Annotated in this window: 8 protein-coding genes and 1 pseudogene; 1 reads left to right on the top strand and 8 read right to left on the bottom strand. The window is 61.9% G+C overall.

Features of this window, described 5'->3' with window-relative positions; all coding sequences use genetic code 11:
* The 7 genes and pseudogenes from ACSFA5_RS32395 to ACSFA5_RS32365 form a co-directional block, all read right to left on the bottom strand.
* Nucleotides 1–285, bottom strand: a pseudogene (locus ACSFA5_RS32395) (ShlB/FhaC/HecB family hemolysin secretion/activation protein); the annotation flags it as partial.
* Nucleotides 286–388: 103 nt separating this feature from the next.
* On the bottom strand, nt 389–658 hold the full coding sequence (locus tag ACSFA5_RS32390) for a hypothetical protein (protein ID WP_435448149.1): 270 nt from the start codon (nt 656–658) through the stop codon (nt 389–391).
* Nucleotides 659–1000, bottom strand: coding sequence for a CdiA C-terminal domain-containing protein (locus tag ACSFA5_RS32385; protein WP_435448151.1), 342 nt, complete (start codon nt 998–1000; stop codon nt 659–661).
* A 48-nt stretch (nt 1001–1048) separates the two neighbouring features.
* Complete coding sequence (locus ACSFA5_RS32380) at nt 1049–1366, bottom strand: hypothetical protein (RefSeq protein ID WP_435448148.1); 318 nt, start codon at nt 1364–1366, stop codon at nt 1049–1051.
* A gap of 133 nt (nt 1367–1499) precedes the next feature.
* Nucleotides 1500–1688 carry a DUF4926 domain-containing protein gene (locus tag ACSFA5_RS32375; RefSeq protein ID WP_435448150.1) on the bottom strand — a complete coding sequence of 63 codons (189 nt, stop codon included), beginning with the start codon at nt 1686–1688 and terminating at the stop codon, nt 1500–1502.
* Nucleotides 1689–1699: 11 nt separating this feature from the next.
* On the bottom strand, nt 1700–11623 hold the full coding sequence (locus ACSFA5_RS32370) for a hemagglutinin repeat-containing protein (protein ID WP_435448147.1): 9924 nt from the start codon (nt 11621–11623) through the stop codon (nt 1700–1702).
* A gap of 198 nt (nt 11624–11821) precedes the next feature.
* A complete protein-coding gene (locus tag ACSFA5_RS32365; protein ID WP_435448146.1) occupies nt 11822–12094 on the bottom strand; it encodes a hypothetical protein in 273 nt (90 codons plus the stop codon).
* Nucleotides 12095–12232: 138 nt separating this feature from the next.
* Between ACSFA5_RS32365 and ACSFA5_RS32360 the strand changes: the two genes are divergently transcribed.
* Nucleotides 12233–12466, top strand: coding sequence for a hypothetical protein (locus tag ACSFA5_RS32360; RefSeq protein ID WP_435448145.1), 234 nt, complete (start codon nt 12233–12235; stop codon nt 12464–12466).
* Here the strand turns inward: ACSFA5_RS32360 and ACSFA5_RS32355 are convergent.
* Nucleotides 12450–14993, bottom strand: coding sequence for an excinuclease ABC subunit UvrA (locus ACSFA5_RS32355; protein ID WP_435448144.1), 2544 nt, complete (start codon nt 14991–14993; stop codon nt 12450–12452). The two genes, ACSFA5_RS32360 and ACSFA5_RS32355, sit on opposite strands and share 17 nt — an antisense overlap.
* Nucleotides 14994–15013: the final 20 nt, after the last annotated feature.

Below are 15013 nucleotides of genomic sequence, written 5' to 3'. Positions count from 1 at the left end.
GGGGCCGGACAGGTCGGCGACGGCCCATTGGAAGGACTCGGATTGCTCGCCCACCAGGAGTACGCGGTCGATGCGGAAGCATGGGGACTCGGATTCGGGGATGCGTTGAACCGGGGCAGGTGGGGCGGCCTGCGGGCGCTGGTCGACGATACGCTCGTTCTGCTCACGCAGGGCGCGCTCGCGTTCTTGCTGACGCTGCTGCTCGACGAAGGGTTGTGGTGTGGTCGGTGCCTGCTGGGCCAACGCCATCAGCGGTGAGGCAACGAGGGCTGCGGCCACAGCCATGCGCGTGGGCCGATGCACTCCAGATAGACGGCGGATCATGATCACTTCGAAATGAGCGGTAAATTACTAAAGCTGCTGCTTGAGATACGCGCGAGGGCAACTACTATTCTTTTTTTGAATAGTTAGATAGCTCTCGGTTTTGATCGGGAGTTATTGGTTCATCTGCAAATAATTCGTGCAATTCGACGACTCCAATTGCTGGCAGTAATTTAATTAGGGCATCATAAATTGAAACTTCGATGACACCCCACTCCAAAAGACCGGAAAGGTAGCCGCGCCACAGCAAAGCGACCTCATCGGATTCTTCGTGCCAATTGAGCTGGCGCACAATGCGATTTTCCAACTCCTCCCGCGTTGGGTATCCATTAATCATTTATCGATTCCTCGGAACATATATTGTTCCGGATTGAGTAATTACGGTGATGCTTTCGATTTTCGAACCCGATTGATTACCCCGCCCAAACGCCCGAGCTATACCTCGCTCAGCTATTTCTGGCGTCATGCCATTTTGGCCACGCGCATCAACGATTATTTTTCCCGATTGACCTCTGGCATCCATGATCGTACTAGATAATGCCTTAGAAATTCCATCGGAAGATTCATTGAACACATTGGCCATCGTTTTCAATTCATAGTGAACCCCATCTATTTTGAAGTCCGGTGTGCGATTCGATGAAGTGGGGATTATTTCGACATTTCTTCCGCCGACAATCATTTCGCCCACGAAATTTTTTTCCGCCTTTGTTAGCTTGTGACGTTTTTTCTATTGCGCCTCATGCCTTAGTAGCTCAAAAATACCGTCTCCCAGTATTTTTTCACTCAATTCCGAGGATCGATCTGTGGAATTTATGTACAGCAATATTGAGTAATTTTCAAAATTCTGTTCCGCAGCTTCTCCATCCATCAAATCTAAGTTATTTTTCAGAATGAAGTTTTCTGAATTATTTTTGTATTTATAGTAAATACTTCCATGAAATGAACTCTCCCGCTCCTCAAAAGAGATTTCAAGAACATTTTCTATCTTAAGTTTCGCCTGAAGGGCGCTCGACATGCGAGCGCCATACAAATCGTAGTAGATCATAATTAAATCAATGCGGTAGAACAACACTTGGAGCACGACTTGCAGCTGAAGCCGCAGCATCATAGATCATAAAATTCACCTATCGCCCAGCTTGTTGAGATGGCAGTAATCGAAATTTATATCTAACTTAAAATCACGGAGGCTTCACCTGCTCCAAGAGGCTCTCTGAAATTCCAAGTTGCGCCTTCGTACTTCCATCAGGAAGTGAAAATTCAATTTCGTAATTTCCCTGTCCGTAATCCTCAATCACGTAACCAATATCACCAAAATTTAACTCACTGCAAAAATCTTTGGGCCCTATATATCGGACTTTGGAAAACATATCAAATGGCATCATCGCCCCCTTGAGAAGCCAGAAAATGGTGTATTTAATTTTATCGAACCATCAGCCAAGATCATCCATCCAGAGGTTAAATAACTCTTTTTCCCTTCAGAAGGGCCTTGTCCGGGTAATTCTATTTCTATATCTATTCGCTGCCCAAAAGCATCTTTTCGCCCAAGCTTGAATTCACCACTAGCATATTTTTCTGCAGCCTGTTGTTCCCACATTTTTGTGAGCTTTTGAGAGTCTTCCAGCGAGTAGCCAAGCGACTCAAATACAACATTTTTGCCATGATCAGCTCCTGGCTTAAATATGTACTCAGCGAACTTCCGCTCATCCGCTGCAGCAGCTACGGCATGTCCGCCAGCCCCCGCATTTCCTGCATTGCTGGCTGTCGCGCCAATTGCAGCAGCTCCTGCGATATCCCTGAAGACAGTTTCGTCACCAATCGCCAAGGCGGCTCTGGCAATGCGTGAGTTCAGCCCGATCACGTCAGTTTGATCAGTGCTAATCCCCTTCGCCTTCATGTCGGCCCGTACGGCCTGTAGTTGAACCAACGATCCGGCCGCGCAAGTGGTATCACCCGGGGCGCATTGATCGAACGATTTCATCACGTTGATTGCGGTAATCGTCGTCTCCGCCCGATCACTCACGATCCGGTCAAAGCGGACGCTGACATCATCGGTGCAGCTCTTCACTCCTCTGCATGCTTCAATGTTCTGATTCTTCGCTTGCTGCTCTTGTGCGTTCAGGCCGCCAACGTTTCGAGGATCAAGCGAGTTCAGTCGGTCCAGCCGCTGATCGGCCTCGGTGTAGTTGAACAAGGTCGCGGTCTGTGCATTACGAAGCAACGCCAGCGCACGGGTGTATTCGTCGTTCTTGTTGGCTGCTACCGCTTGGTCAGTTTCCTGTAGCGCGGCTTTCGCAGGATCACCGTCGCGCTTGCCATCTGCGCAATGCGTCAAGTAGCAAGCAGCATCTGTCAACTGTTGCTCCAGGACCGGATCACCGTTAGCCAGTTGTTTGATTTTGGCCTTTTCGTTTTCGTGCAAAAGACGGTTGTTGACAGTCGCGTTGTTCGCAACCGTTGCGCCCAAACCTGCATTTCCGGTTGCTGCCCCCACCGCCGCACCCAGCATGGTCGAGCTGGCGATCAAAAGTTCGGAGAACTCACGATTCGGCGTTCCGTCGGCGTTGTACCGATAGATGCCCTGGCTGTTCAGGATCTTCTCGATCTGCGGCGACAGTGCTTCATTCAACGCCCCCGCCACCGCGCCCGTCAACGCACTGCCATCACCGACCCTCGCCTGAATGATCCCGGCGATGGCGTGCAGCACGATCTTTTCAGTGCCGCCTTCTGCCCACCCTTGCTTGGCAGCCACATCGCCAATGACGTTGTTGATTACCGAGCCCACCAACTGTGCCGCCCGCTGCCGATCCTGCGCTTGCTGCTGCAGCCTCGGAATCTCCTTGGCCTGCTGCAAGGTCAAGGTGTTCACCAGAGCCCCGTTGGCTGTCGCCGGGTCGCGCTCAGTGAGCGTCGCCACGTTCTCGCGGCTCTTGTCGTCAATCTCCTTGTTGCCCGTGCCTGTGATCTTGATGTTGCCCGGACTGATGACACTCAAGGTTTGGCTGGACTGGCTGTTGTCCGCCGGCAATCCAGCACCGCCATTGAGGTTGGCCAACGCGGTGTTGGTCACGCTCCTGGCCGCGTTGGTCAAAGCGCTGGTGCCTTGCTGGACTGCGCCGTTGGCGTCTGTGTAGCCTCCGCTGCTGAAACTCAGGCTCACTGCGTCGTGGCTCGCATTGGTGCTCTGCTTGTTCTCCAGATCACTGGTGACGAGACTGGCGGTCGTGAGACTGTTCTTGTCCTTGTCCGCCGTGCTGGTGATGGCCGCGCCCACGAGCGTGGTGCCGCCCTTGACGGTGAGGTCATACCCGCCGTTGCCCGCGGCGATTCCACTCTGGCCGGTTGCGCTCTGGTAATTGTGGTTGACGTCGCTGCTGGCGTAGTCGACCTTCGCCGTGACGGTCTCGCCATAGCAGATCGGCGGGATGCACAGACTCAGGTCCAACCCACGGCTGGATTGCTCGCTCGAGTAGGTGGTGACATCCTGCAGCGTCTTGATGTTCAGGTTGCCGCCCACATCGGCCTTGACGCTGTTGCCGGCCACCTGCGCGCCGATCATGTTGAGGTCACCGCCGCTCTTGATCTTGACGCTGTCGGTGGCGGTCACGAGCGTGTTGTCGAAGTGGACCTCGAAGCCATTGGACTTGCCCTTGCTGGTCCCTGCGTTGCCCTGGAAGCTGATACCGTTTTGCGCCCCGAGGCCCACCGTGACGCCGCCGCCGAATGAAGTCCCGGAACTGTTGCCCAAGGTCATCGCCGTGTTCACGGCAGCGTTCAGGTTGATGTCTCGGACCGCATCGAGGCTGATGTCCTTGGCCTGCAGCTTGGCGCCCTGCATGTTGATGTCCGTCTCACGCGCCGTGATGTCAATGTTGCCGGCCTGGATGTTGGTGCCGCGCTGGTTGGTGTAGGCGTCCGCACTGGTCGAGCGCGTACTGCTGCGCTGTTCGCTCGCGCTCACCGCGAACATCGCGCCGGCGGGGTCCGCGCCTCCGCCAGGCGCAGTCACGCTTTGGATGCCGGTGGTCAGGGACCCACTGGTGACCAGCTTGTATGCGTCGTAGCCGGCCTTTAGCTCCAGTGCGCCCTTCAGCCGGCTGTCGTCGGTACTGCGTGCCCTTTGCGCGTTGTCCCAGACGCTGGTGATAAGGCTACCCACGGTACCGCTGAGTTGGGCACCGATGGTGTGGCTCTTGGATTGCGAGCTGTGCGTGCTCTGGCCCGACGAGGTGGCCGCATTCAGGTTGACAGCGTTGCCGGAAACGGTGACCTTGTCCTTGGCCAGCAGATCCGCACCTTCGGTAGTGACGTTGCCCTGGCCCGTTCCCTTGTACCGGGGGTCCAGGCCCGCCACCATGGTGAGGTTGCCGCCGTTGGCGCTGAGCAGGCTGGTGACGGCAGTGCTGGTGGTGCCGGTGCCGTTCCCCGAGCCCTGGTTGTTGGCGTACAGGGTGTAGCGTGGCGCCACGCCAGTGGCTGCGGGCGTGACGCTGCGGCTGTAGCCGCTGCTGGTCGTCGTGGAGACGGACGTGTTCTGCGCCGCCAGGACGTCGATGTTGCGACCGGCGGTGACGGCGATGTTCTTGTCGGCCAGCACGTTGCTGGCGATGATCTGCGCATCGCGCCCGGCGTCGATGCTGACGTTGCCGCCGCTGATGGTGCTGCCGACCTGGGTCGTGCTGGCGCCGAACTCGGTCTGGTTGCTGGCACTGGCGTTGTAGCCCTGGCCGTAGAGGAAGCTGTCCTTGATGCCCGTGAAGCCGTGCTGGCTGGATCTGGCGACGGTGCCACCTGCGCTCTGTTCCTGGGCGCTTTCGATACGTACATCGCGCCCCGCACTCAGGGAAAGCTGGTCTTGTGCACTGACGTTGCTGCCGCGCACCGTGAGGTCGTTGCCGGCCGACAGCACGACGTCCTTGCCGGCCAGACTGCTGCCGATCACCGTCGTTCCGACATGCGCATCGGTCTGGCTGCTCTTGCTGCTTGAAAGAAGCTTCTTGCGCGACGAGTTGCTGACGCTCAAAGAGGACTCAGTCGCTTGTCCTGCATCGATGCGGATGTCATGCCCGGCGGTGACCGCGAGGGTGCCGGCGGCGGAGACACCAGCGGCTCTGGCATTGACATCGTTGCCGGCCACGAGAGCCACGCTGCCGCCACCCACGATGCTGGTGCCGACCTCCCGGCTCTTGGAGGACACCCCGCTGAACCTGTTGCGGGCATTGCCACCGCTGGCAACGATGCTGTCCGACTCGGTAACCGTCGACAGGTTGACGTCCCGGCCAGCTTTCACCAGGGTTCGACTGCTCTCACCGCTATTGCTGAGGATCGCGCCGACAAGGTTTGCATCGCGCCCAGCCGAAGCCAACAAGACACCTCCAGGGTTGCTTACGTAGACCCCGGCCACGCGGTCAATAGCGGCATTCCCGCCGAGAGATCGTGTGGCGGTCTGGATGTTGATATCTCCGCCGGCAGTCAGAACAGCCGCATCGCGAGCTGTGATGCTGCTACCGATGTTGTTGATGTTGCCGCGCGCGTCTATGCCAACGCTGCCGCCAACCATCCGCCCACCATCGAGGTTGTTGACGTTGTCGGCGTTGATCAACACCAAGGACCTACCAGCGATGGTTCCCTTGTTCGTCACGTCACCGGTGCTCTTGATGACGGTGGCCTCAGCGCTCAGCAATGCGCCTGAGCCGTCAATGTCACCCGGCAACACCCGCACATACACCTGCGGCACAAGCACCTCCTGAGTCGTGCCATCAGGAAGCGTGACAGTCTGCTGAACGAGCCACACGATATCGCTCGTCAACTGCGCCATCTGCGCAGCCGTCAACGCGATCCCGGGGCGAAGTCCGTAGTCCTTCGCAAAGGTCGCCCCCGCATTCATCAGCTCGGCGTACTGGTCTTCGTCGTCGCTGAACCCGTCCAAATAGCGGTAGCCCGTGAGCATTGCGACCTGCTCGCGGATGAGCTGTTGCTCATAGAAGCCATCGCCCAGACGCTTGAGCGTGCTGTTCGGATCGAACCCGAGGCTGTTGAGCAGATAGTCGCTGCTGAGCCAGTTGCGGTAGTTCGCAAACCGCGGGTCCGTCTCGATCAGGTATTTGCCCGCGGCCTGGGTACGGAACAGGCTCGCCTGCGGCACGTTGAGGTTCGGCGTGCTGGTACGCACGACTGTGGGGATGGTCTTCCCGCCGCCAGCGCTACTGCCACCCGATGCCCCGGCACCTGTGCCGCCTGCGCCGATGACCGTGCCGACATTGGCCGCCACTTCCACGATGGTTCCCGCATTCGCATTGCCGGAAGCGCTGCCCGCACCGCCGCCGCTGGCGCTGCTGCTCCCCTTCGCCGCGTTACTGGCGTTGTAGCCTGTCGCCGCATTCATGTTCGGCTGGTACTTGTAGGCGCCCAGCGCAATGCTCTGCGGAGCGACGAACAGGGGAACGTTGACTATTTCCACCTGGCCTTGGTTGTTGACCGCACTCGCCAACCCCGTCACGGTGACCGAGCCGGTCAACTGGCTGGACTGATAGCCGCTGGCGGTGATGGTCCCACCTGCGAGGACCTGGCTGTCCTGGTTGTACAGCTGCCCGTTGACCGTCATGTTGCCGCCCGCGATGAGATGCGCGGGGGCTGCATTGATGGCGGCGTCCGTAGTCGTCGTGAGATTGTTGGTCCAGAGGCTGTAGCCGCCAGTGCCCACCAGTTCGCCCGTGTCGAGCCGATAGACAAAGCCATTGGCTGGATCGAGCGTGACCTCGCTCAACAAATAGAGACTGGTGCGGCCGACACCACTGCCGAAAAGTGTTTTGGGCTGAACGCCCTGCAGCACGCTCGCTGTGACTGTGGGCGCGCCGAGCTGGATGTGCACGTCGCGGTTGTTGACCTGTCCCATCGAGATGGACATGTCGCCCAGAGACTGAATATCCGCGCTCAGGTTGTCGAGTGTGCCGCCTTGTCCAATGGCCTTGCGGTTTGAATCGAGCGCGCCACCAATGGCCATGTTGCTGCTGCTGAAGATCAGCGCATGCTCACGGTTCGTGATGTTGCTGGCTCCGATGTCCAGGCTGCCGCGCGAGGCGATCGTCGCGGAAGTCGTTGCACCGCCCACCGTTTCAGCATCGTTGACGAGGGTGCCGACCCCAATCGATACGGCGTTGCCGTAGATGCGGCCCGTGCCGATGTTGTTCAGCGTCCCCGCGTTGACCTGCGTGCTACCTTGGCTGTCGATCAGTCCGCGGTTGTTCAGGGTGCCCGCGTTGACGATGGTGTTCGTACCCGACATCTCGCCCGTAGCGGTGTTGTCGATCAAGCCGCCGTTGACCGTCAGGGTATTGCCCGCGAGCAGCTTGGCGTTGTTGGTCAGGTGGCCGGTCGTGCCATAGGTCAAGTTGCCGCTCACACTGACATCGCGGTTGTTGACGATGTCTTGCGTCAGCACCACGGACATGTCGCGCCCGCTGGTGAAGCTCCCGTCGTTGCTGAATTTCGCGGCTTCGATTCGCAGGCTGTTGGTCGCCGTCAGGGTACCGCCGGTGTTCACCACACTGAGCGTCTTGGCGCCCGGGTTGGCGGCACTCGGATCGACGATCTTGACGGTATCGCCCGCCGTCAGAAGTCCACCCGCAGAGTTGTCGACGGTACCGCCGGCGGTCACGGTAAGGTTTTGCGCGGCGCGGACAGCACCCGTCTGATTCCCGAGGTTGGTGGCGTTGATCGTGACGTTCGTGCCCTCGATCCCTTGATTCGTACCGCTGGTGTTGGCGTTGTTGACCGTGGCGGCGGCGTTCAGTGTCGTGGTGTCGCTGGATCGCAGCAAACCGCCCGCGTTCTGGATGGCACCGGCGTTGACCGTCAGTGCGCCGACAGCCTGCGTCTGGCTGCCGCTGTTGTCATAGCTTGCGCCGTTCGTGTTGATCGTGACTGTGGCCTGTCCGATGACCTGCCCGCTCGCGGTGTTCGAGAAGGCTTGAGTGGTGGCCTTGAGGGCTCCCTTGGCGCCCACGAATCCCGCGCTGCTGCTCATCGCACCTGCACTGATCGTCAGCTTGTCAGCACTCGTGATGCCGCCTTGACCGTTGGTGTAGCCCGATGCGTTGGTGTTGGTGAGCGTCTGGCCGTTCGTGTCGATCGTCAGGGCGCCGCCGGACTGGATGAGGCCCGAGTCGTTGTTCAGTGCGCCCGAGCGGACATCCACCGCACCGGTCGCAGCCACGGTGCCCTTGGCGCTGTTATCGAGGGTGTTGCCGTGCGTTTCGATGGACAGGCTGTTGCCGAAGATTTTGCCGCCCTTGTTGGCCAGGCCGCCATTGCTCAACGTGGTGACACCGCCCGCTTGCAGGGTGCCCGCGTTGCTGGTCGTCGTGCCGGTGGTCGTCACACCCAGATCGCCGCTGACGGCTGCTGTCGTGCCACCGCTGTTGTCCAGGCTGGAGGCGGCGATCGTGGTGTTGCCGTTGGCCGCGAGCGTGCCGCCTACATTGGTCGCACCACCCAGGACGGTCGCCTTCAGGTTGCCGACCGCGGTGAGACTGCCGGCGTCGTTCCTGAGACTGCCCGCGTTGACCGTGGTATTGCCACCCCCCAAGATCTTGCCGCCCGCGGAGTTGTCGATTTGACCGGCAACGGTGAGGTTCAAGTCGGAGGCACCTGCTGCTTGCAGCTTGCCGCCCTGGTTGGCCACCGAGCCGGCACTGGCGGTGATGACGCCATTGCTGGCGATGGTCCCGCCGTTGTTGGACAGGGCTCCGCCGACGTTGAGTGTGGTGGTGCCGGCCCCGGCTTGAACGATGCTCGCACCGCTCTGGTTGCTCAACGAGCCGGCCGACAGGTTGATCTGCTGGGCGTAGGTCGTGCCACCGTCCTGGTTGAATGCGCCTGTCAAATTGACGGCCAACGCGCCGTTGCCGGTGATCTGGCCGTTCGCGCCGCTGAAGCTGCCGCCCGCAATGGTCAGGGTGCCAGGGCCGGCATGGTCGATCTTGCCGGACGTGTTCGTGATGGCTGCGCCCTGAAGCGTCAGGTTCTGGCTATTGGTGGCGATATGGCCGCCGTCGTTGTTCAGCGTGCCGGTCGTGACGATGGTCATTGCACCGGTGCCGGTCTGCACGATCTGGCCGCCCGCAGTGTTGGCGATGTTCGATACGTTGATCTGAAGCTGCGCGGCATTGAGCACGCCGGCGTTGTTCACCAGCGTCTGGCCAGGCCGGGCATTGGCCGTGATGGCGAGCATGCCAGGAGTAGCCAACGTCGCGCCGCTCGCGGTCACGTTGCCTTGTGTGGCATTGATCGCGATGTTGGACGCGCCCGTCTGGCTGGTCGAGAGATCGACACTCGCGCCTTGCAGCGTGGCGTTACCGCCCGCGACATTGCTGCCGGTAGAAGTCAAAGCCTGAGAGGCCGTCACGCTCATGTCGCCGGTGCTTTGCAGGTTGCCCTTGCTGCCGTCGAGACTGCCAGTCTGGATAGTTAGGGTTACGCCACTGGCAACACGACCGCCGGTATTCAGGAACTGCTGGCCCACGTTGAGCCGGACGTTGCCGTTGGCCGAGGAGATGCTCCCCTGGCTGTTGTTCAAGGACTGAGCCGTGACCGCGAGGTTCTGGTTCGAGACCAGCGTGCCGGAGGTGTTCTGGATCGCACCGCCGACGCTGGCCGTCAGTGAGCCGGTTGCGGAGACGGTGCCGCGCGTGTTGTTGGCCTTGCCCCCGACCGTGAGGTTGGCATCGGTAGCGCTCGTGAGCGTGCCATCGACGTTGATCAGATCGCCGCTGGTGGCGATGTTCAGGCTGCCTGCGTTCAGCTTGCCGCCGCTGTTGTCCAGCCGGCCCACGTTGGCACTGAAGCTGTTGCTGACGTTGAGGCTACCGCCCGCATTGCTGAAGTTCGGTCCTGTGACCGCCATCGTCGCCACGTTCAACGTGCCGCCTGCGTTGTTGATCTGCGGCGTGTTGAGCGTGATGGGGCCGCCTGCATAAATGCGGCCACCGTCGTTCGACAGAGTGCCGCCTGCGGTGATGGCGCCAAGCGCCAGCGGGGTGTACGTGGCTGGTGTGGAAGTGCTGCCTGAGCCGCTGCTGTCGCCACTCGTGGACGATGGCGTCGTGGCCCCGCTGCCGCCGGGTTGAGTAGTGCCTTCAGTGCTCGCAGTACCACCGCTACTCGTGCCGGTACCGCCTGTGCCGGCACTCACGGGTTCCGCGCCGATCACGCCACCATTGGTGTTGCTCAAGACTGGCGAAGCAATGGTCAGGCCAGTCGTGCTGGTTTGGCGGATCGTGCCGCCGCGGTTGTCGATGTCGCCCGGGGTGGTCAATTCGACGCGCTGGCCTTCCAGCGTGCCGATGTTCTCGAGACGACCCGCTGCCGTGACGACGAGCCCGCCTGCACCGGCGCCGATGCTCCCTGCATTGCGCACGCCCAGGCCCGCCTCCGTACCGATCAGGCTGATCTTGTTTGCATACATACCCCCCAACGCCGCTACGTCCAGCGCATACGCCGGCACGGCACCGGTGCCTGCAATGGGAGTGACCTGCCCCGAATCCGCCGACACCTGGTTCGCTCCCGCCACCACTTTGAGTTCACTCGCCCAGATGCCCGCGTTCACCTGCACGGCACGCGCCAGGATGGCCGCGTAGTCCGTCTTGCTGAAGTCGAGCCCGGCGCCGTCGATCGTGACGGTGCCCCCGCGCACGAGGAAGCTGTCGAGCCCGCCCATCGCATTGAACTGCGGCGTGCCCGTGGTCAAGGTGGCGCGGCTCGCGTTGATGAAACCGCCGCCGTCCACGCTGATGCCGGCCGGGTTCGCGATGATCACTTCAGCGCGCTGACCGCCGACCTCGATGTACCCGCGCAATTGGCTCGGCGAGCCGCCGTTCACTTCGTTGACGATGATGCGGGCCGCACCGCCCGCCATGAACGGATTGGCCTGTACGAACCCGCCCAGTTGCGTCTGGACATTGGCCCGGCTGTTGTTCAGGATCGCGCCGTTCGCGCCGACATTGAACTGGTTGTAGACGTTTCGTGAAACGCCCGCAGCGGAGGGCGCCTGCACATTGATCAGCGGCACGCCATTGGGTGCCACCAACACGGTCGGTCGCAAGTTGCCCGGCACGTTCGGCGCACCGACGATCTGGGCATGAACGGCGCCTGCCGTCAGCAGCGCAGCAACAACGCCAAGCAGTGCGCCACCACCCGTTCCAGTGGACTTGCTCGCCCCCTTGCCAGTGGACTTGGCGGTCTCCTGGACCACCACGCGCATCCCCCTTGCCGCGTTGAAGACAACGCGATGCAACTGCTTGTTCATGCCCGAAACTCCCCGAATATTCTTATGTGAATTCACAACACATCTGTGACAAGAAGAGTGTTGCGGGGAGCGATTATGAAAGGCAGTTACATCAAATCAAGGCATTACGTCACGACATGTAAGGCTGATCGGAAAATTGCGGTTGCTATGTAACTACAACGAATTACTTTTTTCGTATTTGGCGTTGCGTAGAGGCGATCAGAACTGCCCCTGCCCATCCCCCGTGCGGTCATGCACCCACCGCACGGCCTGCTGTTCCGCATGCCGCAGTGCTTCCGCCTCCGAACCGTAAGACGCGTTCTCGGTGTCGTTGGGCAACTGCGTGTCCTCGCCGTCCGGCGTGGGCGCGCGGCACACCACCACGGGACGGTAGGTCTGGTTGTCCAGGCGCTCGGCCCGGCACAGGAAGAGCCTGCCCTGGTAGCTGAAGGTGATGAAGCGTTCTTCGATGGCGGGAGTTTGTGTTTCCATGGCGCAAGTCCTTGTTTCTTGGGGGCTGGCAATCAATCTGCCCGGCGCCCATGTGCAAGCTTGTGAGAGACGGCCCACGCCGCGCGTCGGCAATGAAGCACCCGCGCACCGTCATCCGAAGGATTACGGTCATCCACCATGGAAGACCTGCTCTCGCTGATTCAATGGCCGGCATTTGCCGCATCGGTGGTCGCCGCCTGGCTTGTCGCTTCGCGCGAAAAGTCGAAACGCAACGTCGGCTTCTGGATCTTCCTGGCCAGCAATGTGCTCTGGGTGGCGTGGGGCCTGCACACCAGCGCGTGGGCGCTGATTGCGCTGCAGGTGTGCCTGGCCGGGCTGAACATCCGAGGCCTGTTCAAGACCGAGGTTTAGCGAGACGAGTCCACTCGCGCAGATAGGGCCCGGTGCGCCCGCCCGATGCCGCAACCTGCGCAGGCGACCCCGCCGCCACGATGCGCCCGCCCTCGCCCCCTGCCCCCGGCCCCATGTCGATCACCCAGTCGCAGGCCGCGACCCAGCGCATGTCGTGCTCCACCACGATCACGGTGTTGCCTGCGTCCACCAGCCCGTTCAGCTGCACCATGAGCTTGTCCATGTCGGCCGGATGCAGCCCCGTGGTGGGCTCGTCGAGCACGTAGAGCGTGTCGCCGCGCTGCGCGCGCTGCAGCTCCGTGGCGAGCTTGATGCGCTGCGCCTCGCCGCCCGAAAGCTCCGTGGCGGGCTGCCCCAGCCGCAGGTAACCCAGGCCGATGGCGCGCAGCAGGCGCAACGGCCGCTCGATGGCGGTGTCGGCCTCGAAGAAGGCATGCGCCTCGTCCACCGTCATGCCCAGCACGTCGGCAATGGTCTTGCCGCGCAGCGTCACCTTCAGCGTCTGCGGATTGAAACGCGAGCCGTGGCAGGTGGGGCACGGCGCGTACACGCTGGGCATGAACAGCAGCTCGACGCTGACGAAGCCCTCGCCCTCGCAGGCCGGGCAACGCCCCTTGGCCACGTTGAACGAAAAGCGCCCGGCGTCGTAGTGCCGCGTGCGCGCGGCCTGGGTCTGCGCGAACAGCTTGCGCACCGCGTCGAACAGCCCCGTGTAGGTCGCAAGGTTCGAGCGCGGCGTGCGGCCGATGGGCTTCTGGTCCACGCGCACCAGCCGGCGAATGCGCTCCATGCCCTGCACGATGCGTCCGGCCGTGCGCTCCATCACCGCCGGCGCGGCGTGGGCGCCGCCGTCGGGCGCGTCCGCCTCTGGCGGCTCGTGGCCCAGGTGCGCCGACACCAGTTCCACCAGCGCCTGCGTCACCAGGCTCGACTTGCCCGAACCCGACACACCCGTGACCGCCGTCAGCACGCCCAGCGGAAATATAGCGGCCAAGCCGCTCAGGTTGTTGCGCGTGACGCCGGCCAGTTCGAGCCAGCCGGTGGGTGTGCGGTTCGCCGTGGGGCGCTGCACCGGCTCGCCGAAAAGATAGTGCGCCGTGTGCGAGCCTTGTACATGGCGCAACCCCTCGGGCGGCCCGCTGTACAGCACCACGCCACCCTTCTCGCCCGCCTCGGGCCCCACGTCGACCAGCCAATCGGCGCGACGCATCAACGACAGGTCGTGCTCCACCACGAAGAGCGAATTGCCCGCGCGCTTGAGCATGTCGAGTGCCGAGACCAGCGCCTCGCTGTCGGCGGGATGCAACCCCGCCGAAGGCTCGTCGAGCACGTACACCACGCCGAACAGGTTGGAGCGGATCTGCGTGGCCAGGCGCAGCCGCTGCAACTCGCCCGGCGACAGCGTGGGCGTGCGCCGGTCGAGCGACAGGTAGCCCAGCCCCAGGCCCAGCAGCGTGCCCACCCGCTCCAGCAGGTCGTGCGCGAGGCGCTGCGCGGCGATGCGTTTTTCTTGCGGCTGCCCCTTCAGCCTGCCCGCCGCAAGCGGCGCCAGCACGCGCGACAGTTCGCCCAGCGGCATCTGCGCCATCTCGCCGATGTCGTGGCCGGCCACGCGCACCGACAGCGCTTCTTTCTTCAGGCGCTTTCCCTTGCACGACGGGCACAGGGCGCCCGTCATGAAGCGCGACACGCGGTTCTTCATGAGCGCGCTCTGCGTGGTGGCGAAGGTGTGCAGCACATACTTGCGCGCACCGGTGAAGGTGCCTTGGTAGCTCGGCTCCGTCTTGCTGCGCAGCGCGGCCCGGGTTTCCGCGGGCGTGAAGCCGGCATACACCGGCACCGTGGGCTGCTCGTCGGTGAACAGGATCCAGTCGCGGGTTTTCTTCGGCAGCTCGCGCCAGGGTTTGTCGACGTCATGCCCCAGCGTGACCAGGATGTCGCGCAGGTTCTGCCCGTGCCATGCGGGCGGCCACGCAGCCACGGCGCGCTCGCGGATGCTGAGCGAGTCATCGGGCACCAGGGACTGCTCCGTCACCTCGAAGACCCGGCCCAGGCCGTGGCAGACCGGGCAGGCGCCTTGCACGGTGTTGGGAGAGAAGTCTTCCGCGTACAGCAGGGGCTGGCGCGCGGGGTAGTCGCCCGCCCTCGAATACAGCATGCGCAGCAGGTTCGACAGCGTGGTCACGCTGCCGACCGAAGAGCGCGCACTGGGCGTGCCGCGCTGCTGCTGCAACGCCACGGCCGGCGGCAGGCCCTCGATGCTGTCGAACTCGGGCACGCCAGCCTGGTCGATCAGCCGGCGCGCATACGGCGCGACCGATTCCAGGTAACGGCGCTGCGCTTCTGCGTACAGCGTGCCGAAAGCCAAAGACGATTTGCCGGAGCCCGAGATGCCGGTGAACACCACCAGCGCATCGCGGGGAATGTCGACATCCACATTCTTCAGGTTGTGTTCTCGCGCACCGCGCAAGCGCACGAAGCGCTCGGTGGAAGGATCGCAGGCGTGGTGAGGGTCGCTGTTGTCCATATGCAGTGCAGCGTACCGGG

Origin of the sequence: Variovorax monticola, assembly GCF_051216855.1 — a bacterium.
Classification (GTDB): Bacteria; Pseudomonadota; Gammaproteobacteria; order Burkholderiales; family Burkholderiaceae_C; genus Variovorax.
The sequence above is the reverse complement of the archived record's forward strand: the minus strand, read 5'-3'. Positions and strand labels throughout refer to the sequence as shown.